General features: G+C 74.7%; 26 protein-coding genes. 7 read left to right on the top strand and 19 right to left on the bottom strand.

Going from position 1 to position 26,073, the window contains the following annotated elements; genetic code table 11:
- Window positions 1-27: 27 nt before the first annotated feature.
- A complete protein-coding gene (locus tag WAA21_RS11015) occupies window positions 28-243 on the top strand; it encodes a hypothetical protein (protein WP_336922853.1) in 216 nt (71 codons plus the stop codon).
- Window positions 244-252: 9 nt separating this feature from the next.
- Here the strand turns inward: WAA21_RS11015 and WAA21_RS11010 are convergent, their stop codons facing one another.
- From WAA21_RS11010 to WAA21_RS10955, 12 genes are all read right to left on the bottom strand, one after another.
- Window positions 253-1,137, bottom strand: coding sequence for a bile acid:sodium symporter family protein (locus WAA21_RS11010; RefSeq protein WP_336922852.1), 885 nt, complete (start codon window positions 1,135-1,137; stop codon window positions 253-255).
- Entirely contained in the window at window positions 1,134-2,846 is a 1,713-nt protein-coding gene (locus WAA21_RS11005; RefSeq protein ID WP_336922851.1) for a SulP family inorganic anion transporter, read from the bottom strand. Before WAA21_RS11005 ends, WAA21_RS11010 begins: the two co-directional genes overlap by 4 nt.
- A gap of 67 nt (window positions 2,847-2,913) precedes the next feature.
- The gene (locus tag WAA21_RS11000) at window positions 2,914-3,609 is read right to left on the bottom strand and encodes a polysaccharide deacetylase family protein (protein WP_336922850.1); all 696 of its coding nucleotides are present in this window, start codon (window positions 3,607-3,609) and stop codon (window positions 2,914-2,916) included.
- On the bottom strand, window positions 3,606-3,950 hold the full coding sequence (locus tag WAA21_RS10995; protein ID WP_336922849.1) for a hypothetical protein: 345 nt from the start codon (window positions 3,948-3,950) through the stop codon (window positions 3,606-3,608). Before WAA21_RS10995 ends, WAA21_RS11000 begins: the two co-directional genes overlap by 4 nt.
- Complete coding sequence (locus WAA21_RS10990; RefSeq protein ID WP_336922848.1) at window positions 3,947-4,813, bottom strand: carbohydrate ABC transporter permease; 867 nt, start codon at window positions 4,811-4,813, stop codon at window positions 3,947-3,949. Before WAA21_RS10990 ends, WAA21_RS10995 begins: the two co-directional genes overlap by 4 nt.
- Window positions 4,810-5,766 (bottom strand): carbohydrate ABC transporter permease, encoded by a 957-nt coding sequence (locus WAA21_RS10985; RefSeq protein WP_336922847.1) that lies wholly within the window; start codon window positions 5,764-5,766, stop codon window positions 4,810-4,812. The genes WAA21_RS10990 and WAA21_RS10985 overlap by 4 nt, the downstream gene beginning before the upstream one ends.
- Window positions 5,763-7,097 (bottom strand): ABC transporter substrate-binding protein, encoded by a 1,335-nt coding sequence (locus WAA21_RS10980; protein ID WP_336922846.1) that lies wholly within the window; start codon window positions 7,095-7,097, stop codon window positions 5,763-5,765. The genes WAA21_RS10985 and WAA21_RS10980 overlap by 4 nt, the downstream gene beginning before the upstream one ends.
- 97 nt (window positions 7,098-7,194) lie before the next feature.
- Window positions 7,195-8,769, bottom strand: coding sequence for a YcaO-like family protein (locus WAA21_RS10975; protein ID WP_336922845.1), 1,575 nt, complete (start codon window positions 8,767-8,769; stop codon window positions 7,195-7,197).
- Window positions 8,770-8,812: 43 nt separating this feature from the next.
- Window positions 8,813-9,367, bottom strand: coding sequence for a dihydrofolate reductase family protein (locus WAA21_RS10970; RefSeq protein WP_336922844.1), 555 nt, complete (start codon window positions 9,365-9,367; stop codon window positions 8,813-8,815).
- Window positions 9,368-9,641: 274 nt separating this feature from the next.
- Window positions 9,642-10,589, bottom strand: coding sequence for a carbohydrate ABC transporter permease (locus WAA21_RS10965; RefSeq protein ID WP_336922843.1), 948 nt, complete (start codon window positions 10,587-10,589; stop codon window positions 9,642-9,644).
- Entirely contained in the window at window positions 10,589-11,542 is a 954-nt protein-coding gene (locus WAA21_RS10960) for a carbohydrate ABC transporter permease (RefSeq protein WP_336922842.1), read from the bottom strand. Before WAA21_RS10960 ends, WAA21_RS10965 begins: the two co-directional genes overlap by 1 nt.
- A complete protein-coding gene (locus WAA21_RS10955) occupies window positions 11,542-12,789 on the bottom strand; it encodes an ABC transporter substrate-binding protein (RefSeq protein WP_336922840.1) in 1,248 nt (415 codons plus the stop codon). The genes WAA21_RS10960 and WAA21_RS10955 overlap by 1 nt, the downstream gene beginning before the upstream one ends.
- Window positions 12,790-12,916: 127 nt before the next feature.
- Here WAA21_RS10955 and WAA21_RS10950 point away from each other — a divergent pair, with 127 nt between their 5' ends.
- Complete coding sequence (locus tag WAA21_RS10950; protein ID WP_336922838.1) at window positions 12,917-14,524, top strand: LLM class flavin-dependent oxidoreductase; 1,608 nt, start codon at window positions 12,917-12,919, stop codon at window positions 14,522-14,524.
- Here WAA21_RS10950 and WAA21_RS10945 read toward each other — a convergent pair.
- From WAA21_RS10945 to fdhD, 3 genes are all read right to left on the bottom strand, one after another.
- Window positions 14,521-15,081, bottom strand: coding sequence for a DUF5317 domain-containing protein (locus WAA21_RS10945; RefSeq protein ID WP_336922836.1), 561 nt, complete (start codon window positions 15,079-15,081; stop codon window positions 14,521-14,523). The two genes, WAA21_RS10950 and WAA21_RS10945, sit on opposite strands and share 4 nt — an antisense overlap.
- Entirely contained in the window at window positions 15,078-17,069 is a 1,992-nt protein-coding gene (locus WAA21_RS10940) for a putative bifunctional diguanylate cyclase/phosphodiesterase (RefSeq protein ID WP_336922835.1), read from the bottom strand. Before WAA21_RS10940 ends, WAA21_RS10945 begins: the two co-directional genes overlap by 4 nt.
- 332 nt (window positions 17,070-17,401) lie before the next feature.
- Window positions 17,402-18,196: a formate dehydrogenase accessory sulfurtransferase FdhD gene (gene fdhD, locus WAA21_RS10935; RefSeq protein WP_336922913.1), complete on the bottom strand. Its 795-nt coding sequence runs from the start codon at window positions 18,194-18,196 to the stop codon at window positions 17,402-17,404.
- Between the two features lie 196 nt (window positions 18,197-18,392).
- On the opposite strand from fdhD, the gene WAA21_RS10930 reads away from it, so the two are divergent.
- From WAA21_RS10930 to WAA21_RS10910, 5 genes are all read left to right on the top strand, one after another.
- Window positions 18,393-19,757 carry an L-lactate MFS transporter gene (locus WAA21_RS10930; protein ID WP_336922833.1) on the top strand — a complete coding sequence of 455 codons (1,365 nt, stop codon included), beginning with the start codon at window positions 18,393-18,395 and terminating at the stop codon, window positions 19,755-19,757.
- Window positions 19,758-19,782: 25 nt separating this feature from the next.
- On the top strand, window positions 19,783-19,932 hold the full coding sequence (locus WAA21_RS10925; protein WP_336922832.1) for an MFS transporter small subunit: 150 nt from the start codon (window positions 19,783-19,785) through the stop codon (window positions 19,930-19,932).
- Between the two features lie 12 nt (window positions 19,933-19,944).
- A complete protein-coding gene (locus WAA21_RS10920) occupies window positions 19,945-22,269 on the top strand; it encodes an FdhF/YdeP family oxidoreductase (protein ID WP_336922831.1) in 2,325 nt (774 codons plus the stop codon).
- Complete coding sequence (locus WAA21_RS10915) at window positions 22,266-23,492, top strand: molybdopterin molybdotransferase MoeA (RefSeq protein WP_336922830.1); 1,227 nt, start codon at window positions 22,266-22,268, stop codon at window positions 23,490-23,492. The genes WAA21_RS10920 and WAA21_RS10915 overlap by 4 nt, the downstream gene beginning before the upstream one ends.
- A 136-nt stretch (window positions 23,493-23,628) precedes the next feature.
- A complete protein-coding gene (locus WAA21_RS10910) occupies window positions 23,629-24,015 on the top strand; it encodes an OsmC family protein (RefSeq protein WP_336922829.1) in 387 nt (128 codons plus the stop codon).
- Between the two features lie 114 nt (window positions 24,016-24,129).
- Here WAA21_RS10910 and WAA21_RS10905 read toward each other — a convergent pair whose 3' ends face one another.
- From WAA21_RS10905 to WAA21_RS10890, 4 genes are read right to left on the bottom strand one after another with little or no spacing between them, the layout of a single operon-like run.
- Window positions 24,130-24,642 (bottom strand): hypothetical protein, encoded by a 513-nt coding sequence (locus tag WAA21_RS10905; protein ID WP_336922828.1) that lies wholly within the window; start codon window positions 24,640-24,642, stop codon window positions 24,130-24,132.
- On the bottom strand, window positions 24,639-24,998 hold the full coding sequence (locus WAA21_RS10900; protein ID WP_336922827.1) for a response regulator: 360 nt from the start codon (window positions 24,996-24,998) through the stop codon (window positions 24,639-24,641). The genes WAA21_RS10905 and WAA21_RS10900 overlap by 4 nt, the downstream gene beginning before the upstream one ends.
- A complete protein-coding gene (locus WAA21_RS10895) occupies window positions 24,995-25,522 on the bottom strand; it encodes a chemotaxis protein CheX (RefSeq protein WP_336922826.1) in 528 nt (175 codons plus the stop codon). Before WAA21_RS10895 ends, WAA21_RS10900 begins: the two co-directional genes overlap by 4 nt.
- Window positions 25,519-25,914: a response regulator gene (locus WAA21_RS10890; protein ID WP_336922825.1), complete on the bottom strand. Its 396-nt coding sequence runs from the start codon at window positions 25,912-25,914 to the stop codon at window positions 25,519-25,521. Before WAA21_RS10890 ends, WAA21_RS10895 begins: the two co-directional genes overlap by 4 nt.
- Window positions 25,915-26,073: the final 159 nt, after the last annotated feature.

Raw genomic sequence — 26,073 nt, 5'->3', positions numbered from 1 at the left:
GTCGCGCACCCCGAGCACGCTGGGCCGGTGGCAGGCACGGCGACGCGGTACGAGTTCCTGGTCCCCGGGGAGCTGTCCGAGTCCGTGCTCCAGGCGTTCCCGTCGCTGCAGGCGACCCGCGGCCCCGCCGGGGGGACCGTGCTGTACGGACCGGTCCGCGACGAGTCGGAGCTGAGCGGACTGCTCCAGCGCTTCGCGTCTCTCGCCGTCCGGGTGGTCGAGGTCCGGCAGCTGCCCGACTGAGCCGAGGGGTCAGGCCGGTCGGGGACCGGGCGCGCCGGCCGCACCCGCCCGGCGCTCGCGGCGGCGGCCGAGCTCGGCGGCCGTGGCGAGCAGCGCCACCGGGACCACGAGGGCGGCCACGAGCGTCGACACGAGGGCGTCACCGCCGAGCGACGGGGCGACGACGAGGGCCGCGGCGATGTTGCGCTGCGCCGCCGCCAGACCGAGGACCGCCCGCTGCCCGGCACGCGAGGCGGGCACGAGGAGCGCTCCGGCCACCAGCGACAGGGCGAGCAGCAGGCCGCACGCGAGGAACAGGAAGCTGCCGACCGACCCGAGCACGTCCCGCCACGTCACGAGCAGACCCGCGCCGACGCCGACGAGGAGGGCGCTGCTGCTCGCCTGCCCCAGCGGGCCCACGAGCACGCCGGCCAGGCGCGGCCACCGGGACCGGACGAGCACCCCGACGGCCAGCGGCAGGAGCATCGTCACGACGAGGGACCCCGCGATCCCCGCCGCGGACACCGCGGCGCCCGGCAGGAGCAGCGGCACCACGAGCGGCGCGTACACGACGGTGGCGCCCATGAGCAGCACCATCGACGCGGCGGCGAGCGCGAGGTCGCCGTGCGCCAGCTGCGCGAGCCTCGGCAGGAACGGCGCCCCGGCGCAGCAGCCGAGGAGGACGACGGCCGCGGCGTCGGCGTCGTCGAGCGGGAGCACGAGCACGAGGCCCGCACCCACGAGCGGAACGAGCACGAAGTTGACGAGCAGCAGCGCGGCGACGAGGCGCCCGTCGCGCAGCGGCCGCAGCACCGGCCCCGGCTCGAGCGCGAGGCCGGTGGCGAGCATGCTCGCGACGACGAAGCCGAGCAGGGCCGCCTGCGCGACGTCGACGAGGAGCCCGGGCCCGGTCACGGCGGCCGCCCGGCGCCGGTCGCCGGTTCGCTCGTGACGGGTGATCCGCCGGGCGCGACCACGTCCTCGACGTCGCGGCCGAGCGGCAGCCCGACGCCCGTCTCCTCGCCCGCGGCCCGCAGGGCGTCACGGACCTGGCCGGTCGCGCCCGCGACCACCAGCCGCCGTCCCCTGGACGCGAGGTCCCGCGCCACGTCGGTGAGCATGACGGCCCCCTGCACGTCGACGAAGGGGACGGCGGCCGCGTCCAGCACCACGAGGTCGGCCTCCGTGGCCTCGAGCCGGTCCCGCACCCCGTCGCTCACCGCGTACCAGAGCGCCCCCTCCAGCCGCAGGACGGTGGTCCCGGGCACCGGTCGCGCCGCCGGGTGGCGGTCGACGTCGAGCCACCGCGTGCCCCCGCCGGGCAGCCGCAGCGCGCCGAGCTCGGCGACGCGGGGCCGACCGGCCCGCAGGAGGAGCAGCACCGCGGAGACGACGACGCCGACGAGCAGCCCGGCCAGCGTGTCGAGGAGCAGGACGCCGGCGAGGGTGGCGACGGCGGCCGCGAGGTCGGGGTGCGCGAGCGGGGAGCGCCGCCCGCCGAGGTGGCGCGCCCAGTAGCGCGACAGCCGCGCCACCCCGCGGACGTCGACGAGCCGCCACACCGCGACCACGACGACGGCGGCGAGGGTGGGCTCCGGCAGCGGCCCGAACACCGGCGCGAGGAGGACGACGGTGAGCAGGGTGAGGACGCCGGCCACGAGCCCGCCGGCCCGGGTGCGGACCCCCGCGGCCGTGGCGACGGCCGTCTTCGACAGCGACCCGTTCACCACCATGCCGCCGCAGAGGCCGGCGCCGGCGTTCGCCGCCCCGAGCGCGAGGAGCTCCCGGTTCGCGTCGACGTCGCGGGCGCCGGGGGAGGCCTTGGCCGCGCCGAGGCCCTCGACGAAGCCGACGAGCACGATGCCGACGGCCGCCGCCAGCAGGTCGCCGTACACCGCGAGGCCGAGGCCGGGCGGCCCCACCGGGCCGAACCCCCGCTCGATCCGGCCCACCACCTCGACCCCGCGCCCGGACAGGTCGAGGGCCGCCGACAGCGCGACCGCGGCCGCGACGACGACGAGCGGGGCGGGCAGGCGCGGGACGGCCCGTTCGAGGGCGACGAGCAGCACGAGCGACCCCAGCCCGACCGCGAGGGGCAGCCACGACACCTGCGGCAGCGCCCGCAGCAGGGCGAGCAGCTCGCGCACGAACCCGTCGGCGTCGGTGTCCACCCCGAGCAGCGCCGGCAGCTGGCCGACGACGATGGTGAGCGCGACGCCGACGACGAACCCCTTGAGCACGGGCTCGCTGATGAGCCCCGCGACGAAGCCGAGGCGCAGGAGCCCCGCGACCGCGGCCACCGCACCGACCAGGAGCGCGAGCGTCGCCGTCACCGCGACGGGGTCGGCCCCCGCGGCGACGGCGGGGCCGACGGCGACGGCCGACAGGGCCGCCGTGGCGGACATCGGGCCGACGACGAGCGCCCGCGACGTGCCGAGGAGGGCGTAGAGCACGAGGGCCGCCGGGGCCGCGTACAGCCCGACCGCCGGGGGCACCCCCGCGATGGTCGCGTAGGCCAGCGACTCCGGGACGAGGACCGCCCAGACCGTGAGCCCTGCGGCGAGGTCGGGGAGCCACCGTCGTCCCGGCCCCCGCGGCCGGGACGGCGGTCGGCGGGCGGGCACGGGGGAACCGTGCCCCGCTGCCGTCGGGGTGCGCCTCGCCCGTCGCGGATGAGCCGCGACCGCCGGCTCAGGCGATGCGCTCCACGCCCGTGTTGCTGAGCGCGTACCGCACGCCCAGCCCGGCGGCCGCCCGCCAGGCGGGCGAGGCCGCGTCGAAGGGCCGCCCGTACAGGAACGCGAAGGAGGGCGGCACCCGTCCCGTCAGCGCGGTGAGCCGGCGCACCGGCTCGCGCACCTCGCGCTCCACGGCGTCCTCGTCGAGCACCTCGTCGAGGGCGACGTGGTTCGCGGTGTGCGCGCACACGACGTGGCGGGTCGCGATGTCGGCGAGCTCGTCCCACGTCATCGCGACGCGGTCGGCGCGGCGCTCCTCGGCGAGCAGGTCGATGTCGTGCGCGTCGGCGTAGGCGACCTGCTGCTCGGGCGGCACGTCGAGGAACGAGGTGGGCGGGTGGAACCACGCGCGCAGCCCGAGCTCGTCGACGAGCGGCGCCGCGACGGTCGCGTTGTTCGCGTAGCCGTCGAAGAACGCGAGCACGATGCCCGGCTTCGGCAGGTCCCAACGACCGGTCGCGACCACGCGGTCGAGGTCGTCCGGCCCGACGCACACGTACTCGCGCGCGTAGGCGGCGAGCTGTGCGCGCAGCGCGTCGCGGCCGGACTCCGGCGTGTTGTGCCAGTTGACGACGCGCAGGAACGCCCCGGCCGCCAGCGCCCGACCGGCGTAGGCGGGGTCGGTGACGGGGCTGGCCGGGCCGCTCACCCGTCCTCCCGCAGGTGGCCGTCGGCGAGCACGACGAGGCTCGGGATGAGCCGGGCCCCGCCCGTGCGGTCCGGGGCCGGCGCCGACGGGCCGTCAGGGACGTCCGCGCTCCCCTCGCGCAGCGGCGCGAGCGCGTCGTCGTAGCGGGCGAGCAGGCCCGCGAGCACGGCCCCGTCGGCCCGCTCGCGCTCGTCGGCGACGGGCAGCACGTCGGGCGCCCCGGCCCGCGCGTCGCGCACGACGAGGACCATGGGGATGCCCTCGCGCTCCAGCGCCCGGGCGCTGCACGCGGCGTGGACCGCGAGGGGGTCCTCCGCCGGCGGCCGGCCGAGCGCGCTCACCGCAGCCCCGAGCGGGCGACGCCCTCGACGAAGAAGCGCTGGAACACGGCGAAGACGAGCAGCATGGGCAGGATCGACAGCGTCGACATCGCGAGCAGGGGGCCGTAGTCGCTGCCGAACTGCTGCACGAGGTACTGCAGCCCGACCGGCAGGGTGTAGCTGTCCGGTGTCGTGAGCACGATGAGCGGCCACACGAACTCGTTCCACCGCCACATGAACGTGAAGATCACGAGCACGGCGACGAGCGGGCCGGACAGCGGCAGCGCGACCGACCAGAACGCGCGGATGTGCCCGGCCCCGTCGACGCGGGCGGCGTCGAGGAGCTCGTCGGGGATGGCGAGGAAGAACTGCCGGGCGAGGAACAGCCCGAAGGCCTCCGCGAGCCGCGGGAGCACGACGCCCATCGGGTCGTCGAGCAGGCCGAGGGTGATGACGACCTGGAACTGCGGGATCATGATCACCTGCACCGGGACCATGAGCGTGCTGATGATGAGCAGGAACAGCAGGTCCCGGCCGGGGAAGCGCAGCTTGGCGAAGGCGTAGCCGGCGGCGAGGTTGAGCGCGACCGTCAGCGCGACCGACACCACCGCGACGACGACGCTGTTGGTGAGCCACCGGGCGAAGGGGTACTGCGACCACGGGTCGAGGTAGTTCGCGAGGTCCCACGACAGCGGCCACAGCGGCACCGGGGTCTGCGACAGCTCCGCGGTGCTCGCGACCGAGACGCGCAGCATCCAGTACATGGGGAACATGAGGAGCGCGACGAGGACGAGCGCGAGCACGAGGCGCAGCCACGGCCGCTGCCGCGCGGGGCCGCGACCGGGGCGGCGCACGGCGGCCGCGGGCCGCAGGCCCGCGCTCACGCGTCGCCCCCCCGGCGGGAGACCCGCCACTGCACGACCGTCAGCGCGAGCACGACGACGTAGATGATGACGCCGAGCGCGGCGGCGTAGCCCTGCCGCAGCTGCGTGAAGCCCTGGTCGTAGGCGTACTGCACGAGGAACGTCGTCGACGTGCCGGGCCCGCCGCGCGTGAGCACGTAGACGACGTCGAAGGCCTGGAAGCTGAGGATGACGCTGTACACGACGAGGAACCAGGTCGTCGGCGCGAGCAGCGGCCACGTGATGCTGCGGAAGGTGCGGCCGGGGCCGGCGCCGTCGACCGCCGCCGCCTCGTAGACCTCGCGCGGGACGCCCTGGAGCGCGGCGAGGTAGACGACCATGGCGAACCCGACGCCCTGCCACGTGACGACCACGACGACGCTCGCGAGCGCCGCCGTGCCGCTGGACTGCCAGTCGACCTGCGGCAGGCCGAGCGTCCCGGCGACCTGGTTGACGACGCCGCGGATGGGGTCGAACAGGCGGAGGAAGATCACGCCGGCCGCGACGCCGGACACGACGACGGGCACGTACACGAGGGCCCGCAGCAGCCCGCGCGCGGGCAGCGCGCGGTTGAGCAGGACGGCCGCGAGCAGGCCGAGGGCCATGCCGAGCGGGACCGTCAGGACCGTGAAGACGATCGTGTTGCCGAACGCCTTCCAGAAGACGGGGTCGCCCGCGATCTCCGTGTAGTTCTCGCCCCCGACCCACGTCATGGGGCCGAAGCCGCCCCACTCGTGGAGGCTGAACCACAGCGTGAGCGCGAGCGGCACGAACATGAAGACGACGAAGACGAGCGTCGCCGGGGCCGCGAGCAGCGCGCCTGCGACCGCCTCGGCCCGTCGCGCGGTCGGGCGCAGGACGCCGCGCCGGCCCGTGGGCCGCACCTGCGGCCCACGGGGTCCCTGCGGCAGCAGCGCCGCCGTGGGGGTCGTCACGCCTGCGCGGCGACCGCGGCCTCGATGTCGGCGTTCAGCACCTCGACGACCTCGTCGGTGGAGCTGTCCTCCGACCCGAGGTACTGGTCGAGGTTGTCGACGAGCGCCTGGTTGATGCCCGGGAACGCCGGCGACACCGTGGTGAGGACGAGGTCCTCGGGGAAGGTGGTCGCCTGCTGCTGGAACACCGGCAGCAGGTCGGGCCGGACGCCGAAGGCGAGCTCGGCCTCGGCGAGGTCGTTGCGGACGGGCAGCACGGTCGTCTGCTCGCAGAAGTACTGCATCTGCTCGGCCTCGCCGAGGAAGCGGGCGAAGGCGGCCGCGGCCTGCGGGTCCCGGGACTGCTCGGTGACGACGACGGCGTTGCCGCCGAGGTCGGCGGCGGCCGCGACGTCCTGCGGCAGGTAGGTGACGCCCCACTCGAAGCGGCCGTCGATGGCGGCCTCGAGGCTCGGGACGAGGAAGTCCCCGGTCTGGATCATGGAGATCTGGCCGGTCGGGAAGATCTCGTCGGGGTAGGTCGGGCGGCGCACGAGGACGCTCGGCTCGTGCAGGCCGTCGGTGTAGAGGCCCTTCGTCCACTCCAGGGCCTTGCGCGCCTCGGGCGACCCGAGCGCGGCGGTGTCGCCGTCGAGCACCTGCCCGCCCGCCTGGTACAGGGTGTTGAACCAGCGGAAGGCCCCGAAGGCCTGGTAGTTGAAGGCGAAGGGAGCACCGGGGATGTCGGACTCGCGGAGCATGGTGAGGACCTCGACGAGCTCCTCCCACGTCCACGCCTCCTCCAGGCTCTGCGGCACCGACGTGACGCCCGCGGCCTCGAGGTGCTCGACGTTGAACGCGAGCGCGGAGGTGTCGGTGTGGTGGGGCACGCCGACCGGGACGCCGTCGGACTGCACGGCCGCCCACAGCGCGGGCAGGAACTCCTCGCCGTAGGAGGCGTCGAGCGTCCCGGACAGGTCTGCGAGGACGCCGCGCGAGGCGTAGCCGCCGACGTCGGTGTAGGAGACGCGGAACAGGTCGGGCGCCTGCCCGGCCTGCAGCCGGCGGTCGACGACGGTCCGGATCTGGTCGTACGGCAGGTTCTCGATCGTGACCGTCACGCCCTCGGCCTCGGCGAAGCGGTCGGCGATCGTCTGGAACGCGGCGATCTCGGCGTCGCTGCCCCACGTGGTGAGGGTGAGCTCGCCGGAGCCGCCCGCCGCGGCGCTGCCGCCCGCGCTGCCGGCCGGGGCCGGGGTGTCCGAGCTGCAGGCCGCCAGGCCCGCCCCGACCGCGCCGATGGTCGCCCCGTAGCCGAGCCCCCGTACGAACGTGCGCCTGCTGACCGTCATCGTCGTCCCTCCGGTGGACGCCCCGCCAGGCCTGTCCCGCGGCGCCGTCGGCGCACCGTAACCCGCGGCCCCGAGGCCGACATCTCGGACGAGGGCCTCAGCGCGCGGCGAGGTGGCGACCGGGCTCGCGGTACAGCGCGTACAGCGGCCCGAGCAGCGCCGCGGCCCGGGCGCGCGAGAACCACACCGGTCCGCCCAGCCGCTCGACGGCGTCCGGGTGCAGCCGCACCGGCACGGCGTCGGTCGGGGCGCCCGGGCCGTCCGGAGGACCGAGGCCGACGAGGCCGGCCACTCGCTCGTCACCCGTCGCCTGCATCGCGAGGAGCCGCGCAGCCCCGCGCTCCCCGAGGCGCCCGTACGAGAGGTTCTCGACCTCCAGACCCGGCACGACGACCTTGCAGGCGTGCACGCGGGGCGCGTCGTCCTGCGGCGGGGTGACGTCGACGACGACCACGTCGAGACCCGCACCCGCGAGCCGGTCCGCGACGAGGGCCGTCACCCGGGGCCACGCGGTGGTGCCCGCGAGGTCGGGCCGAGCCGGCAGGTCGGTGACGGGTGTCCGCTCGCGCTCGAGGAACGACGTCGGCGCGAGCAGGTCCGCGAGCGCAGCGGCGTCGAGCGCGCACCACGCGCGCATCGCCTCGAGGGCCCGGCGCTCCCCGCCCGACGGGTGGTGCGCCTCCCAGCGGGCGCGGTAGCCGTCGGGGGCGAGCGCGTCGACCGTCTCCACCGGTCCGTGGGTGAACACCTTGCGCGCCCGCGACGCCGCGAGCTCGAGGACGGCCTTGCGCACGGCGACCTCGCGGTCCGGGTGGGTGCCCTCCCCCGCGGCGGTGACGACGAGGGGGTGGACCGGCTCGACGCCGTCCTCGAGGCGGTCGCGGCCGACGGCGTACACGTTGACGACGTCGTTCTCGAGCGAGGCGAGCTTGACGGTGACGTCGACGCCCGCGGCGTCGAAGGCCGCGAGCGCGGAGCGGGTGACGGGGTCGTCGAGCAGCCCGCCGCCGGGTCCGACGTCGAGCACGTGCCCGGCGTCCAGCGCGCGGAATCGCAGCCCGTTGCCGTCGCGCTGGAGCAGCTCGAGCAGGCCGTGGCCGACCGCGCGCTCGAGCGTGTCGCCCGCGCCGAGCCCGTTGGTGACGGACGTGACGAGCCAGCCGCCCGCCGGCGCCCCACCGGGCACGTCGTCGCCGGACGTGCTGACGACCTCCGCGGGCAGCCACACCTGCTCGTGCAGCGCGCCGTCGCGCCAGCGCCGACCCGGCAGCCACCGCAACGGCCGGTCGGGGTCGGTGTCGGCGCCCGCGTCGACGGGCAGCGCGACGGGGTCGACGACCGCCTCGGCGCCGCGGGCCGCGACCATCTCCCGGGTGCTCGCGGTGACCGGGTCCGACCGCCGGACCCAGCCGGACACCTGCGCGGACTCCGTCAGCTCCCCGAGCGCCGACAGCCGTGCGGCGCGCGGGTCGGCGCCGTAGCCGATGCCCCCGCCCGGCGGCTCCTCGGGCGAGGTCGGGTACGACGACGCCGCGCGGACGGGCAGCCCGATCCGGTCGAAAGCGGTGAGGTCGACCTCGTCGAGCGTGCCGTCGGGCAGCAGGTCGAGCATGCGGCGGGCGACGGGGTCGTCGAGCAGGGCGGGCACGGGCTGCAGCGGCTGGGCGGGCACGCGCGCCAGCATCGCCCGTACCCGGCCCCGCCGCGCGGCGTCGTCAGCCTGCCGCCGCGCCCGCGGCGTACCGCAGGAGGACGACGCCGTTGCCGAAGTCCTCGACGCCGTCCAGACGCAGCGGCGTGCGCGGCGAGCCCTCGGGGAACAGGCGGATCCCCTCCCCGAGCGCGACCGGGTACTGCACGAGGTTGAGCTCGTCGACGAGGCCGTCGGCGAGCAGGGCCCGAACGAGGGTCGCGCTGCCGCTCACGTAGAGGTCGCCGTCGACCTCGTCCTTGAGCGCGCGGATGCGGTCGGCGTCGTACGGCAGCACGGTCGCCGGGCCCCAGCCGGGGTCGGCGAGGGTGGACGAGACGACGTACTTGTGCGTGTCGTTGAAGAACGGCGCGCCCGGGTCGTCCTCGACGGTCCGGGTGGACCACGCCGGGGCGAACATCTCGTAGGTGCGCCGGCCGAGCAGGATCGCGGCCGACGAACCCGTCACCTCACCGAGCGCCTTCTCCATCCCGTCGGTGAACGGGAAGTCGACCGCCCACATCGGCGTGTCGACCACGCCGTCGACGGTCGTGAACTCGTGGACCCTGATGCGTCCCATGCGGTGGTGTCCTCCTCGTCGGCACGCGTCCCTCGCGTGCGTCACGGTGCGGCAGACGGCATCCCGGCCGGGAACTCACCGGTGGCGTCCGTCCCGTCCGCCGAGCCGGCCGCGGCCCGTCGCCGCCGACCCGGCGCGGGCGTCACGGTAGGTCGTGCACGACGACCTGAGGGGGACGTGCTCCGACGGTCGCTCACGCACGACCGTGTCGTGCACGACCGACCCGTCCCACGACCGACGCGTCCCGCGACCGACCCGTCCCACGACCGACCCGTCACTTGACCGCGCCGCGCGTCACCCCCGAGATGACCCAGCGCTGCGCGAGGACGTACACGAGCAGCAGCGGCGCCATCGCCATGAGGTAGCTCGCGAAGGCGACGGTGTAGTTGGCGCTGAACTGGCTCTGGAACACGTACTGAACCAGCGGGATCGTCGCGCCGGCCGGGTCGGACACGATGACGAGCGGGAGCAGGAAGTCGTTCCACGCCCACAGGCACGTGAGGATCCCCACCGTCGCGTTCATGGGCGCGAGCAGTGGGAAGACCACCCGCCAGAAGATGGTCCACGTGCCCGCCCCGTCGACGCGCGCCGCCTCCTCGAGGCTGATGGGGATCGAGCGGATGTAGGCGACGAAGAGGAAGGCGTTGAAGCTCAGCCCGTAGACCGTGTACAGCAGGATGAGCCCGACCTGGTTGTCCAGCCCGAGCGCGGCGGTCTGCTTGGCCACCGGCAGCATGAGGATGGGGAACGGGACGAACAGCGCCGAGATGAAGTAGTAGAAGAGCACCTTGAACCGGCGGCGGTGCAGGTTGCGGGCGATCGCGTAGGCGACCATCGAGTTGGTCAGCAGCGTGAGCACCACCGCGCCGACCGTGATGAACGCCGAGTTGAGCAGCGCCCGCGGGAAGTCGGTAAGGGTCCACGCGTCGGCGAAGTTGCTCAGGCGCACCTCGCTCGGCAGGCCGAAGCCGCTGCCGCCCAGCTGGTCGGGCGTCTTGAGCGCCGTGACGACCGTGAAGTACAGCGGCACGAGGATCGTGAGCGAGAGCACGACGAGCAGCGCCGTCAGCCACCAGCTCACGCCGCTGGGGCCACGCCCGCGACGGCGTCGCGCGGCGCGTCCGGGCCGGCCGGGCAGGTCGGGCCCGTCCCGGCGCAGGCCGGGTGCCTTCTCCTCCGCGGCGGCGCTCGTGCTGACGGCCGTGGTCCCGGTCGCGCTCATCAGGCATCCACCTCCCGCCGCTGCAGGACCCGCAGCTGGACCACCGCGAAGACCATGATCACGATCATGAAGACGACCGCGTTGGCGATCTGGTAGCCGTACTCGCCGCCCTGGAAGCCCCCGCGGTAGATGACGAGGGCGACGGACTCCGTCGCGGTGCCCGGGCCGCCGTCCGTCATGGCGACGACGTGGTCGAACACCTGCAGGAACGTCTTGAGGGCGAGGACCATGTTGATGGTGAAGAACCCCGCGATGAGCGGGAACGTGATGCTCCAGAACCGCCGCCACGGCGAGGCGCCGTCGATGGCCGCAGCCTCGTACAGGTCGGGGTCGACGGTCTGCAGCCCGGCCAGGTAGATGATGATGTTGAACGCCGTCGCCTGCCACACCGCGAGCACGACGATGCCGACCCACGCCAGCGCCGGGTCGGCGAGGATCGACGTCGACAGCCGGTCGACGCCGAGCGCGGTCGCGATGGCCGGCAGCGACGTCGAGAACAGGTACTGGAAGACGTAGCCGATCACGAGGATCGCGAGGACGTTCGGAACGAAGTACAGCCCCCGCAGCGTGCGGCGGAACGCGATGCGGCCGTTCAGGCCGACCGCGAGCGCGAGGGCCAGCGCGTTGACGAGCACCGTGCTGACGGCCGCGAAGCCGAACGTGAAGAGGTACGCCGAGCGGATCCGGTCGTCGGTGACGAGCGCGGCGTAGTTGGACAGGCCGACCCAGCTGTAGTCGCCGTAGCCGGGTGAGTCGGTGAAGCTGTAGAAGATGCCCTGCAGCACCGGCAGGGTGTGGAAGACGAAGAACAGCACGACGGCCGGCAGCAGCATCCAGTAGTACGCCCGGTCGGTCGTCCGGCGCCGGCCGGGCCGCGTGCCGGGCGGGTCCGCGGTGCGCTCGGCCGGGCCTGCGCCGGTCCGACCGCCCGCGCCCCGGGTCGCGGTGGCCATCAGCCCTCCACCGCCCCGAGGCCCCAGGTGCGGCGCTGCGCGACCCGGTCCCAGGTCGTGTCGAGCGTGGCGAGCGCCTCGTCGAGGTCGCCGGTCACGAGGTACTCCTGCAGCGTCTGCGTGAGCGGGACGGCGGGGATGAACTGGTGGTCGGTGAAGCCCACGAGCCGGTCCTCCTCGATGTACTCCCGCACCCCCTGCAGGGCCGGGTCCTCGTTCTGCACGCCCTCGAGGCAGGGGATGGCGACCTGCTCGTCGGCGTAGCGCTCGAGCCGCTCGGGCTCCATGAGGAAGGCGACGAAGTCACGGGCCTCCTCGGGCACGTCGGTGTCGCGCCCGACGGTGAGGACGACGTCGACGCCAGAGACCAGCGTCGTCTCGGCCGGGTCGTCGGTCCCCGGCAGCGCGAAGGAGCCGATCTGGAATTCGGGCTCGAACGACCGGATCTGCGGCACGGCGTAGCTGCCGAGCAGCAGCATCGCCGACTCGCCCTCCGCGAAGGCGCGCGTGCCGTCGACGTAGTTCGCGGCGCCGACGTTGGGCTGGGTGTACTCGAAGAGCGTCGCGAGCTTCTCCCACGCCTCCCGCCAGCCCTCGGCGAAGGTCGTGTCGCCCGCGAAGCGCGCCTCGAAGAACCCGTCCGGTGCGGTCTGCGCCGTCAGCGGCGCCATCGGCGACTGCGCGGTCCACGCGTCGGCGAGCATGCCGTAGAAGGGCGTGACGCCCTCCCCCTCGAAGTACTCGGCCGTCTCGACGAGCTCGTCGAAGGTGAGCGGCACCTCGCGGTCGTGCTCCTCGAACAGGTCGACGTTGTAGAGGACGCCGCTGGCGTTGGCGGCGAAGGGGACCCCGTCGACCGCGCCGGGCTCGCTCTGCCCGAGCTCCTGCACGACGTCGAGGTAGCCGGGCGTCACATCGGCCACGACCGGCATGTCCGCGAGGTCGGCGAAGATGCCCGCCGAGGCCAGCTCGCCGTACGTGCCGTTGGCGTTGAGCGTCATGACGTCGGGCACGTCGCCCTTGACGAGCCTCGTCCGCAGCGCGGTCTCCGCGTCCGGCACGTTGTCGACGACCACGTCGACGCCCGGGTTGGCCGCCTCGAAGTCGGCGGCCGCCTCCTCGAAGAAGGCGACCGCCTCGGGCTTGAACTGGAAGAAGACGAGCTCGGTGCGACCCGCGGACCCGGCGCAGCCGGACACGGCGAGCGCGAGCACGGCGAGCGCGACCGGTGCGCTGCGGTTCCCCATGGTCGACCCCCTCGTCGACGCGTGCGCCCGGCCGACCGGCCGGACGCGTCACGGTCTACGCCAACCGGACGAAGGCGGCAATTCGACGCTGCGGATGGCGGGCGGGCCCGACGGCGTTGCACCGGCCGTGACGGACTACGGCCACGACCTGCTCTTCGGTTCCTTCCTCACCCCGACGGCGGAGAACCCCGAGCAGGTGCTCGCGCTCACGACCCTCAGCGAGCAGCTGGGGCTCGACCTCGTGACCGTGCAGGACCACCCGTACCAGGCGCGGTTCCTCGACACCTGGACGCTGCTGTCGTACCTCGCGGCACGCACCGACCGGGTCTCGCTCGTGCCGAACGTCGCGAACCTGCCGCTGCGCCAGCCCGCGGTCCTCGCCCGCTCCGCGGCGAGCCTCGACCTGCTGACGGGGGGGCGCGTCGAGCTCGGCCTCGGCGCGGGGGCGTTCTGGGACGCGATCGTCGCGATGGGCGGCGAGCGGCTCACGCCGGGTCAGGCCGTCACGGCGCTGGAGGAGGCGATCGGCGTCGTCCGGGCGCTGTGGGACACCGGCGCGCGCTCGGCGCGGGTCGACGGCACGCACCACCGCCTCGCGGGCGCCCACCCCGGCCCGGCGCCGGCGCACGACATCGGGGTGTGGGTCGGCGGCTACAAGCCGCGCATGCTCGGCCTCGTCGGCCGCCTCGCCGACGGCTGGCTGCCGAGCGCGCCGTACGCACCGCCGGAGCAGCTCGCCGACATGAACGCGCGCATCGACGAGGCCGCCGTCGCCGCGGGCCGCGACCCGGCCGCCGTCCGCCGGCTGTACAACGTCGGCGGCGGCTTCCACGGCCGCGGCGAGGGCTTCCTCGACGGACCGTCGCACGTGTGGGTCGAGCAGCTCGCCGAGCTCGCGCTCGTCGACGGCATGAGCGGCTTCGTCGTCATGGGCGACCAGCCGGACACCCTCCGCCGGTTCGCGGAGGAGGTCGCGCCCGGTGTCCGCGAGCTCGTGGCCGCCGAGCGCCGGCAGCGCGCCGAGCGGCCCGCACCGCCCACCTCCGCACGGGACCGGGCGGACACCCCGGTCGAGCCGGCGCCCGGGACGGTCGACCCCACCGGTCCCACCGGCTCGCCGGCCACCGACCTGCCGAGCGGCCTCGGCGTGCGCCCGACCCCGGACGACGGCGTGCGGCTCAGCGAGGAGCGGGTGTGGGACGAGACGGCCCGCCCGGCCGTCGTCGCCCCGGACCCCGACCGCGCGTACACCGCCCACGAGCAGGCGGCCGGGCAGCACCTCGTCGACGTGCACGACCACCTGCGCCGCGAGCTCGCACAGCTGCGCGACCTCGTCGACCAGGTGACGACCGGCGCGGTCGACCCGGGTGAGGCGCGCAGCCACGTCGCGACCATGACGATCCGGCAGAACCGCTGGACGGTCGGCACGTACTGCGTGCAGTACTGCCGGGTCGTCACGGGCCACCACACGCTGGAGGACGAGAGCGTCTTCCCGCACCTGCGGCGCGCCGAGACGGCGCTCGGCCCCGTGCTGGACCGGCTGCAGGAGGAGCACCACGCGATCCACGACGTGCTCGAGCGGGTGGACCGCGCGCTCGTCGCCTTCGTGGCCGACCCGGACGGCCCGCAGCGGCTCGCCGACGCGGTCGACCTGCTCACCGACACGCTGCTGTCGCACCTGTCGTACGAGGAGCGCCAGCTCGTGGAGCCGCTGGCGCGCCACGGCTTCTACTAGGCGACGGGCTCCGCGACGGGGTCGTCGCCGACCGCGGCCGCGCTCGTGCGCCCGAGGCGTCGGCTGCCGCGCCACGCGAGGACACCGACCCCGACGACGAGCAGCACGTCGCCCACGCTGAAGGTGTTGGCCAGGGGCATCGGCTCCGGCCACGCGAAGACGTCGCCGAGCCACCACAGGACCGGGTCCTCGACGTAGCCGGAGTTGAGGAACTCCACGTCCGGGTCGAAGCCCGCGGCGCGCTCCGCGGCGGGCGAGGCGGGCAGCACCCCGCCGTTGAGCGCGATGGTCACCCCGTTGCACGCGGCACCGAGCGACACGACCCACAACCCGGCCACGCGGCGGTTGAGCCACAGGAACAGCCCCGCGACGACGTAGGTGACGACGTGGAGCACGGGGGCCGCGGCGCCGAGGGGCGCCTCGATGACGACGACCTGGGCCGCGAGCGCCCCGAAGGCGAGCCACGGCGCGCGCCAGCGACGGTCGACGAGGGCGGGCATGCGCCGCGCGACCAGCGGCGACAGCAGCACGAGGAGGGCGGCGACGACGAGGATCACGCGCCGCCCCCGACCTCGGTGCCGGTGCCGGCGCGGGCCTCGGAGTCCAGGCGCAGCAGGATCTCCGGGCCGGGGCACGGGCGGCCGTGGAACCAGCCCTGCGCGGTGTCGCAGCCGAGCTCGACGAGCGCGGCGCTGGTGGCGGCGTCCTCGACGCCCTCCGCGACGACCCGCAGGCCGAGCTCGCGGGCCATGGTGACGGTCGAGCGCACGATGATGAGGTCCTCCGGCCTGGTCGCCATGTCGACGACGAAGGAGCGGTCGATCTTGAGCTCGTCGATGTCGAGCCGCTTGAGGTAGCTGAGCGAGGCGTGGCCCGTGCCGTAGTCGTCGACGGCGATGGCGACGCCGAGCCGGCGCAGCTCGCGGACGACGCGGTCGACCCGGACGGGGTCGGACAGGATTCCCGTCTCCGTCACCTCGATGACCAGGGCGCTCGCGGGCACGCCGTGCCGCACCAGCGTCTCGTGCACCAGCGGCGGCAGGGCGAGGTCGGACAGCTGCCGGGCCGCGACGTTGACGGCCACCCGCACGTCGTGCCCGGCCGCGTGCCACCCGGCGAGCTCGGCGAGGGCGGCGTCGAGCACGAAGGCGGTGAGCCGCGGCATCATGCCGGCGTTCTCCGCGAGCGGGACGAACAGGTCCGGCGGCAGGTCTCCGCGGCGCTCGTGGTGCCAGCGGACGAGCGCCTCCACCCCGACGGTGCGCCCGTCGGCGACCCGCACCTGCGGCTGGTAGGCGACGTCGAGGGCGTCGTCGTCGAGCGCGACGCTGAGGTCGTCGATGAGCTGGAGCCGGTCGACGGAGTTGACGTCCTCCTCGGGGGCGTACACCGCCCACCGGCCCCGCTCCGCCTTCGCGTCGTACAGCGCGACGTCGGCGTTCTTCATGAGCTCCGCGGGCGTCGTGCCGTGGTCCGGCGCCGCGGCGACGCCGGCGCTCGCGCGCACGAGCAGGCGGAGGTCGCCGACGAGCACGGCCTCGTCGAAGGCGTCGAGCAGGGCGCGGGTGACCCCCTCCACGTCGCGGAGCGAGCCGGGCACGACGACGGCGAACTCGTCGCCGCCCAGGCGTGCGACCGTGCCGCGGTCGTCGACGCTCGCGCTCAGCCGGTTCGCGACCTGCCGCAGCAGCTCGTCGCCGACCGGGTGCCCGAGCGTGTCGTTGACGTCCTTGAAGTGGTCGAGGTCGAGGAGCACGAGCCCCGGCCCGGGGGTGCCGTCCTCGCTCGCGTGGTGCAGGGCGCGCTGCAGCCGCGTGCGGAGCAGCTCGCGGTTGCCGAGCCCGGTCAGCGGGTCGTGCAGCGCCTCCTGCTCGCGCCGGGTGACCTCCGCGGCCGTGCGGTGCAGCACCGCGACCGGCACCGCGAGCAGCGCGATGAACACGCTGCCGGCCTGCAGGCCCATCGCGGCGAGCGGCGCGACGGCGACGAGCATGACCTGGACGGTCATGGTGAAGCGGATGTCCGACAGCACGACGCGGGCGTAGGGCTGGCCGGTCGAGGTCGCGACGGCGGCGGCGACGAGGCACTGGTTGACGACGACGAACACGACACCGGCGACGAGCAGCGGCAGGACGAGCCCGGCCGTCATCTGCACGCGCGCACCGGTGAGCGGGACGCCGGCGAGCAGGGCGAAGGCGACCCAGGCGCCGGCGAGGGAGAGCACGTACTGCCCGGCGTTGAAGAGGACCCGGTCCGGGTCGCGCCGGGCGATGGCGTCGTCGACGAGCGAGGCGAGCAGCAGCACGACCACGGCGAGACCGAGCCCGCCGACCGCGAGCACCGGCAGGACGAAGGACAGCGACAGCGTGACGTGGTCGACGTCGTCGCCGCGGGACACGGCGATCGGACGGACCTCGCCGATGAGGACGAGCAGCGCCAGCAGGGCGAACCCGACCGGGTGCACGAGCACCGCGGACCAGTCCTGCGACAGGACGGACATGACAGCGACCGCGGTCCCGAGGACCGCGGTCACTGTGGCCAGCACCGCGTAGCGGGTGAGCCGGAGCCGCGTCAGGGCTGCTCCCTCAGGGGGCCGTCCGGCTCAGCCGAACTTCTTCGGCGCGCCGACGACGGCGACGACGGCGAGGACGGTCGTGGTGGCGGCGGCGAGACGCACGTACGCCTCGTCCTTGGAGAGGGTGAACTTCTTCATGGCGAGACCTCCGGTCGTAGTGAGCGACCGCTGTGGTCGCGTCAGGCGGGTCTTTCGGCCGCAGGGGCGGCGTCACCACGTACTTCGGTCAGCATGGCACCGAGGTTGAGCCCCCGGTAGCAGAATGTCACGCGCAGTGAGGATCTCGTGCCCGGCGCGGCGGGTCAGGAGGCCGTGACCCGGCTGTCACCGGTGTAGACCGTGAAGCGCCCGCCCCGGCTGAAGCCGACGAGCGTCATGCCCGCGTCCTCCGCGAGCTCGACCGCGAGCGAGGACGGCGCCGAGACCGCCGCCAGCACCGGCACCCCCGCGAGCCGCGCCTTCTGCACGAGCTCGAACGAGGCCCGACCGCTCACCTGCAGCACGTGCCCGGCCAGCGGCAGCCGGCCCTCGCGCAGCGCCCAGCCCACGACCTTGTCGACGGCGTTGTGGCGGCCGACGTCCTCGCGCAGCACGACGAGCGTGCCCTCGGCGGTGAACAGCCCGGCGGCGTGGACCCCGCCGGTGCGGTCGAACACCCCCTGCGAGGCGCGCAGGGTGTCGGGCAGGCCGGCGAGCACGTCCGCGCGCACGGCGGTCGCGTCGGCGGCGACGTCGAAGCGGGCGACCTTGTCGACGGCCTCGAGGGAGGCGCTGCCGCACACCCCGCAGGCCGACGTCGTGAAGACGTGCCGCTCGAGCGAGGGGTCCGGCGGCGGCACGTGCGGCGCGAGCCGCACGTCGACCGCGGCCCCCATCGCCTGCACCGACGACAGGTCGTCGGGCGCGGCGACGACACCCTCCCCCGCGAGGAACCCGATGGCGAGGTCGACGTCGTGCCCGGGCGTCCGCATCGTCACGCTGAACGGCCGCCCGCCGAGGCGCACCTCGAGCGGCTCCTCGACGGCGAGGGTGTCCGGGCGGGCGGACACCGTCGCGGTGCTGGTGTCGTGGCGGACCACGCGCCGCCGGACCGTCATGGGCACCCGGCGAGTATCCGGTGCGGTCGCGCGGACCGCACGACCCGACCGTTCGTCGTGCCAGGACGACCGTTCGTCGCACGGACGACCGTCCGGCTGGCGATCACGGCGCTTCCGACATTCCTTCGGCGGTTGAACGCTGAGCCACCTCGCCTGTGACCAGGGTTCACCTGATCCCCCGACCCGAGGAGCGACGATGCTTCGAGTGCTCGACCGCGACCGGACGGTCGCCGGACCCGGCTTCAACCGCTGGCTGGTGCCCCCCGCCGCGCTGGCCGTCCACCTGTCGATCGGCCAGGTCTACGCCTTCAGCGTCTTCAACGCGCCGCTCGAGGAGCGCTTCGACGCGAGCGCGTCGGCGGTGTCGACCATCTTCTCGATCGCGATCGTCATGCTCGGCCTCACCGCCGCGTTCGGCGGCACGTGGGTCGAGCGCAACGGCCCCCGGAAGACCATGGCCGCCTCCGCCGCCGCGTGGGTGCTCGGCTTCCTCGTGAGCGCGCTCGGCATCGCCAGCGGCCAGCTGTGGCTCGTGTACCTGGGCTACGGCGTGCTCGGCGGCGTCGGGCTCGGTCTGGGCTACATCTCCCCGGTCTCGACGCTCATCAAGTGGTTCCCCGACCGCCCCGGTCTCGCGACCGGTCTGGCGATCATGGGCTTCGGCGGCGGCGCGCTCATCGCGAGCCCGCTGAGCAGCCGCCTGCTCAACGCCTACGGCGACGGCGACCTCGTGGCCGGCCTCGTCCCGACCTTCCTCACCCTCGGCGTCGTCTACCTCGTGCTCATGGCGCTGGGCGCCTACGTCGTCCGCGTGCCGGCCGCGGACTGGCGCCCCGCGGGGTGGACCCCGCCGGTGGCGACGGGGGAGCCGAGCATGCGCACCACCGCCGACGTCACCGCGCGCAGCGCGATCCGCACCCCGCAGTTCTGGCTGCTGTGGGTCGTGCTGTTCTGCAACGTGACCGCGGGCATCGGCATCCTCGCCCAGGCGTCGCCGATGGTGCAGGCCTTCTCCGGCGTCGAGGCCGCGGCCGCCGCCGGCTTCGTGAGCCTGCTGAGCCTGGCGAACATGGCCGGGCGGATCGTGTGGTCGTCGACCTCCGACGTCATCGGCCGCAAGAACACGTACATGATGTACCTCGGCGTCGGGGCGCTGCTGTACCTCGGGGTCGCGCTGCTCGGGCCGTCCTCGCTCGTGCTGTTCGTGCTGCTGACGATCGTCATCCTCAGCTTCTACGGCGGCGGCTTCGCGACCATCCCGGCGTACCTCAAGGACCTCTTCGGCGGGCTGCAGGTCGGCGCGATCCACGGCCGGCTCCTCACGGCGTGGTCGGCGGCCGGTATCGCGGGGCCGTACATCGTGAGCGGCATCCAGGACGTGCAGACCGCGCGCGGCGCCGAGGGCGCCGACCTCTACCTGCTCTCGCTCTACATCATGGTCGGCGTGCTGGTCGTCGGCTTCGTCGCGAACCTGCTCGTGCGGCCCGTCGACGCCCGCTTCCACGAGCCCACCGAGCGAGCCGCCGAGCGCGACGACGTCGCCCTCGCCGGCGAGCGCTGACCCCACGACGAGAGGACGAGACACCATGAGCGACGGAGACAGCGTGCCGAGCGACGGGGACAGCGCGTCGAGCGGCGAGCGGACCGCAGCCGTGTTCCTCTGGGTCGTGGTCGGCGCCGGGCTCGTGTACGGCGTCGCCGAGACCGTCAGCAGGGTCACCCAGCTCTTCGGATAGGAGACGACGACCGTGGCGACGAGCGCACCGCGCGAGGACTTCACCGACGACGGCATGGCGGTCGGCGCACCCAAGACGTGGGCGGCCGGCGTCCCGGGGGTGTACCACGCCCTCGAGCTGTCGTGGAAGCAGATGGGCACGACCCGGACGGTCCGCACCCTGCGCCTGCTCAACCAGAAGCAGGGCTTCGACTGCCCCGGCTGCGCGTGGCCGGACCCGGACCACCGGTCCCCGGCGGAGTTCTGCGAGAACGGCGCGAAGGCCGTGGCGGAGGAGGCGACGGTCCGCCGCATCGGCCCGGAGTTCTTCGCCGAGCACGACGTCGACGACCTGGCGGGGCGCTCGGACTGGTGGCTCGGCCAGCAGGGGCGCCTCACCCACCCCGTCGTCAAGCGCAGCGGGTCCCGGCACTACGAGGCGATCTCGTGGGAGGACGCCTTCCGCGCGATCGGCGCGGCGCTCGGCGCCCTCGACGACCCGGACGAGGCGGTCTTCTACACGTCGGGGCGCACGAGCAACGAGGCCGCCTTCCTGTGGCAGCTCTTCGCCCGCGGCTTCGGGACCAACAACCTGCCCGACTGCTCGAACATGTGCCACGAGTCGTCCGGCTCGGCCCTCAGCGAGACGATCGGCGTCGGCAAGGGCTCGGTGCAGCTAGAGGACCTCCACGGCGCCGACCTCGTCGTGGTGGCCGGGCAGAACCCCGGCACGAACCACCCGCGCATGCTGAGCGCGCTGGAGAGGGCGAAGGAGAACGGCGCCGTCGTCGTCGCCGTCAACCCGCTGCCCGAGGCGGGGCTGCTGAAGTTCCGCAACCCGCAGAAGCCCGTCGGCGTCCTCACCGGCACCGACCTCGCCGACGACTACCTGCAGGTGCGCGTCGGCGGCGACATGGCGCTGTTCCAGGCCGTCGGGGCGCTGCTGCTGCAGAAGGAGGCCGAGCAGCCGGGCAGCGTCCTGGACCACGCCTTCCTCGAGGAGCACACGAGCGGCGTCGAGGACTACCGCGCGCACCTCGCGTCGCTGGACTGGGACGAGGTGCTGACCGCGACCGGGCTGACGCGGGCGGAGATCGAGCAGCTCGCCGAGCGCTTCGCCTCGAGCGGGCGGACCGTCGTGTGCTGGGCGATGGGCCTCACCCAGCACCAGCACTCGGTCGCGACCCTGCGCGAGGTCGTCAACGTGCTGCTCCTGCAGGGCAACATCGGACGCCCGGGCGCGGGTGTGTGCCCCGTGCGCGGGCACAGCAACGTGCAGGGCGACCGCACGATGGGCATCTTCGAGCGGATGCCGGACTGGTTCCACGACCGCATCGACGAGGAGTTCCGCTTCACCTCCCCGCGCGTGCACGGCTACGACACGGTCGCGGCCATCGAGGCGATGCGCGACGGCAAGGCGAAGGTGTTCATGGCGATGGGCGGCAACTTCGTGCGCGCGACGCCGGACTCCGCCGTCACCGAGCGCGCCCTGCGCTCGTGCGCCCTCACCGTGCAGGTGTCGACGAAGCTCAACCGCTCCCACGCCGTCGTGGGCGACACCGCGATCATCCTGCCGACCCTCGGCCGGACCGAGCGGGACGAGCAGCGCACGGGCGAGCAGGTCGTGACGGTCGAGGACTCGATGAGCGCGGTGCACGCGAGCCGAGGCACGCTGCGCCCCGCGTCGCGGCACCTGCTGAGCGAGGTCGCCATCGTCTGCCGGCTCGCGCGCGAGGTGCTCGGCGACCGTCTCGCCGCGGACTGGCAGGCCTTCGAGGACGACTACCGGACCATCCGGGCGGCGATCGAGCGCGTGGTGCCGGGCTTCGAGGACTACGAGGCGAAGATCGCCCACCCGGGCGGGTTCGTGCTGCCGCACGCCGCGCGCGAGCGCCGGTGGAACACCGCGTCCGGGCGGGCGACGTTCACGGCGAACGAGCTTCAGTACCCGCGCGTCCCCGCCGGTCGGCTGCTGCTGCAGACGCTGCGCAGCCACGACCAGTTCAACACGACGATCTACGGCCTCGACGACCGTTACCGCGGCATCAAGGGCGGGCGCCGCGTGGTCTTCGTCAACCCGGCCGACCTCGCCGAGCTCGGGCTCGCCGACGGCGAGCACGTCGACATCGTGTCGGAGTACACCGACGGCGAGCGCGTCGCGGAGGACTTCCGCATCGTCTCCTACGACACCGCGCGCGGCTGCGCGGCCGCGTACTACCCCGAGACGAACGTGCTCGTGCCGCTCGACCACAAGGCCGACGTGAGCCGCACCCCGGCCAGCAAGTCCGTCGTCGTGCGGCTGCAGGCCCGGCAGCCCGCGCCGGTCGCCGTGGGCGACGGCACGCTCGTCGGCTCGTGACGAGCGCCGCACCGGACACGGCCCGGCAGCCCGCCGGACCGGGCCCGGTGCGGCACCACGCCGGCGTCGACGTCGCCGGGGCCCGGCGGGCCGCGGCGGAGGTGGGGCGGTCGGTGGCCGCCCCGGCGACGACGCTGCCGCTCGCGGAGTGCCTGGGCGCGGTGCTCGCGGAGCCGCTGCGCGCGCTCGTCGACGCCCCCGCCGCCGACACCTCCGCCATGGACGGGTTCGCGGTGCGGGGGCCCGGGTCGTGGCGTGTGCGTGCACGGGTGCTCGCGGGCGCCACGCCGTCGGCGCCGCTCGGCGACGGCGACGCCGCGGAGGTGGCGACGGGCGCCGTCGTGCCTGCGGGCACCGAGCGGGTCCTGCCCGCCGAGGACGTCGACGCCGACGGCGGGCGGGTCGCGGTGCGGGGGGCCCTGCCGGCGCGCCGGCACGTCCGCGCGCGGGGCGAGCAGGTGACGGCCGGCACGGTGCTGCTGCCCGCCGGGCACCGGGTCGCCCCGGCGACCCTTGGCCTCGCCGCGAGCGCGGGCGCCGACGCGCTGACGGTGCGGACCCCGACGAGGGTGGCGGTGCTCCTCACCGGCGACGAGGTCGTCACCCACGGCGTCCCCGCGCCGGGCGAGGTGCGCGACGCCGTGGGCCCGTCGCTCCCGGGGCTGGTCGCCCACCTCGGCGGCCGGCTCGTGCACCGCTCTCGCAGCGACGACGCCGTCGAGCAGCTCCACCCCGCGCTGGAGTCGCTGCTCGCGGTCGAGGCCGACGTGGTCATGACGTGCGGCATGGCCGGCGCCGGGCCCGCCGACCACCTGCGGCCGTGGCTGCGCCGGGTCGGGGCGCGGCTCGTCGTCGACGGCGTGGCCGTCCGGCCCGGTCACCCGATGCTGCTGGCCGTCCTGCCCGACGGCCGCCCGCTCGTCGGGCTGCCCGGCAACCCGCTCGCCGCCGTCGCGGCGCTGCTCGTGCTGCTCGGCCCGCTGCTCGCGGGCGCGACGGGACGGGCCCCGGCGACGGGGCCGAGGGCCTCGCTCGCGGGTGAGGTGCCGTCGGGCCGGCCGGTGACGGCCCTCGTGCCCGTGCGCTGGGCAGGCGCCCCGGGGGTCGTGGAGCCGGCCGGGCCCGCCGGACCGGCCCAGCTGTGGGGTCTCGCGTGCGCCGACGCCGTCGCGGTGGTGCCCTCGGGCGGCAGCGACGACGTCGAGCTGCTGCTGCTGCCCTGAGGCAGCCTCCCGCGACGCCCATGGCGGCCACGACGACACAGCCACCGGTGGTCAGGTGCGCCCAGGGACGCCGGAGCCCGTCGGTTGTGTCGTCGTGGCCGTACCGCGCGCCGCGCCGGGGTGCCAGGATCGGCCCGTGCACACGTTCGACGTGGTTGCGGGCGCGGGCAGCCTCACCCCGCCCGACGCGACCGTGCGCCTGCCGCACCGCTGGACCGACGGCGGGGTCGGGGTGGTCGCGGACTTCACCGGGGCGCACCTGCTCCACCTGTCCGTCGCGGGCTGCGTCCTCAACGACTGCTACCGCGAGGCGGCGGCGCTCGGCGTGCCGCTCGCCGGGGTCCGCGTCGAGGCGGGCGGCGGCTTCGACGAGCAGTGGGCCTCGACCGGCGTCACCTTCACGGTCTCCGTCGACTCCCCCGCCGACGGGGCCGACGTGACCCGGCTGCTCGCCCGGGTCGACGAGGTCGCGGAGATCCCGCGGGCGCTGCGGGCGGGGGCGCCCGTGCGTCGCGCCCCCTGAGCCGGCTCTGCGACCGACCACAGCGACACAACGAACGGCCCCCGGTGGCATGGGAGCGCACCGGGGGCCGTCCGAGGTGTCGTCGTGGCCGGAGCGGGGGTCCGGCCGTGCGGGTCAGCGGACGACGATGCTGAGCCGGCCCGTGCCGTAGCGGCCGATCTCGAGGGTGATGTCGTCGCGCGGGGCCGTCCGGACGGCGAGCTCCCGGACGTCGGGGCGCAGCTCGTCGTCCGGGCCGAAGGCGGTGTAGAGCTTGAGGTGCGGGGCGTTCGGCAGGTTGAACAGCGACGCGAAGATGTTGAGCACCTCGTAGCAGTTCTCGTACAGCGTCTGCGGCAGCTCGCGGGCCTCGACCGCGTCCTGCGCGACGGCGGGCGGCACGAGACCCAGGGCCGCGCCGCTGTAGGCGGCGAGCTCGAGGTCGAACATGACGATCGCGCGCGTCTCGAGCGAGGCGTCGACGTAGAGCCCGACGACGGCACCCGAGGCGCCGCCGACCGCCACCGGCTCCGCACCCGAGGAGATCTCGATCTCCCGGCCGGTGAGGTCGGCGAACAGGTCGCGGATCGGCTTGAGGTGCGGGACCGGGACGGGCGCCGGGCCCTTGGGGGTGAGGACGAGGCTCACAGCACACCCGCCAGGGTCTCCGCGAACGTGTCGGCGTCGAACGGCTTGGCGATGAGGAACAGCGCCCCGGCGGCGGCGGCGCGGTCGCGCATCTCGGTCGAGCCCTCGCTCGTGACGAAGCCGAACGGCGTCGCGTCCCCGCGGGCGCGCAGGTGCGACAGGAAGTCGATGCCCGTGAGCTCGGGCATGTTCCAGTCCGACAGCACGAGGTCGGGCCGCTCGGCGGCGACCACGTCGAGGCCCTCGGCCCCGTTCGTGGCCTCGACCACGTCGACGCCGTCGAAGCCGGCCTGGCGGAGGGTGCGGACGACGATCTGCCGCATGACGCGGGAGTCGTCGCAGACGAGAACCTTCATGACAGGGAGTCCTTGTGCTCGGTGGGGCGGGGCAGGTGGACGGGCTCGGCGTGGGACACCGTCACGAGGACGGCGTGCTCCCCCCACTGCAGCGCGGCGACGACCTCACCGGAGGTCGTGCCGGGCAGCAGCCCGGGTGCGGTGACGGCGGGCAGACCGAGCCGGTGGTCGTCGGCGAGGACGGCCTTGAGGTTGCCGCCGACCATGTTGGTGATCTCACCGGTCGCGTCGAGGACGTCGTCGACCGCGACCTCGTCGGCGCCGAGTCCGAGCATGCGGGCGGCGAGCTCGCGGGCCGCCTCGCCGGCCAGCGCGACGTGGACGACGGCGTCGAGCGCGCCCACGATGTCGACGCGCCCGACGACCGGGTCGGGCAGCTCGTCGGCGCCGGGGACGTCCCAGCGCTCGAGCAGCTCGACCTCGGCGTCGACGAACGACGCCCACACCGCCTGCGTGAGCTCGACGACGACGGCCGGGTCGACGTGGTCGGCGAGCGCGGGCAGGTCGCCCGTGGCCGTGCTCACGACGCCACCGCGGCGGGCACGAGCCCGAGGTAGCGGAGCTTGTCGGCCATCGCGTCGGCGGTGAACGGCTTGATGAGGTACTCGTGGGCACCCGCGGCGAGGGCCCGGACGATCTGCGAGTGCTCGGACTCCGTCGTCACCATCATGAGCGTGACGTCGCGCCACCGGCGGTCGGCGCGGATCGCCGACACGAGCTGCAGCCCGTCCATGACCGGCATGTTCCAGTCGACGCACGCGAGCACCGGCACCTGCCCGTCCGCCGTGAGCCGCTCGAGCTCCGCGAGCGCGGTGGCGCCGTGGTCGGCCTCGACGGGCGTGAAGCCGAGCGGGCTGAGGATGGACGAGACGATGCGGCGCATCGCGCGCGAGTCGTCGACGACGAGGGCGTGCATCAGCGGCCTCCGGGGATGGTCGTCGTGCCGGTGGGCGACGGGGGGATCGGACGGGGGGTGGGCAGGGGCGGGACGGTGCCGGGTGCGGCCGCGGAGGGCCGGGCGAGGGGTGCGGCGGGTCGGCTGGGCGGAGCCGCGGGGCGGGTCGGGGCGAGGGGG

The sequence above is a fragment of the Aquipuribacter sp. SD81 genome (assembly GCF_037153975.1).
GTDB lineage: Bacteria > Actinomycetota > Actinomycetes > Actinomycetales > JBBAYJ01 > Aquipuribacter.
This window is presented reverse-complemented; position numbering and strand designations above follow the sequence as displayed.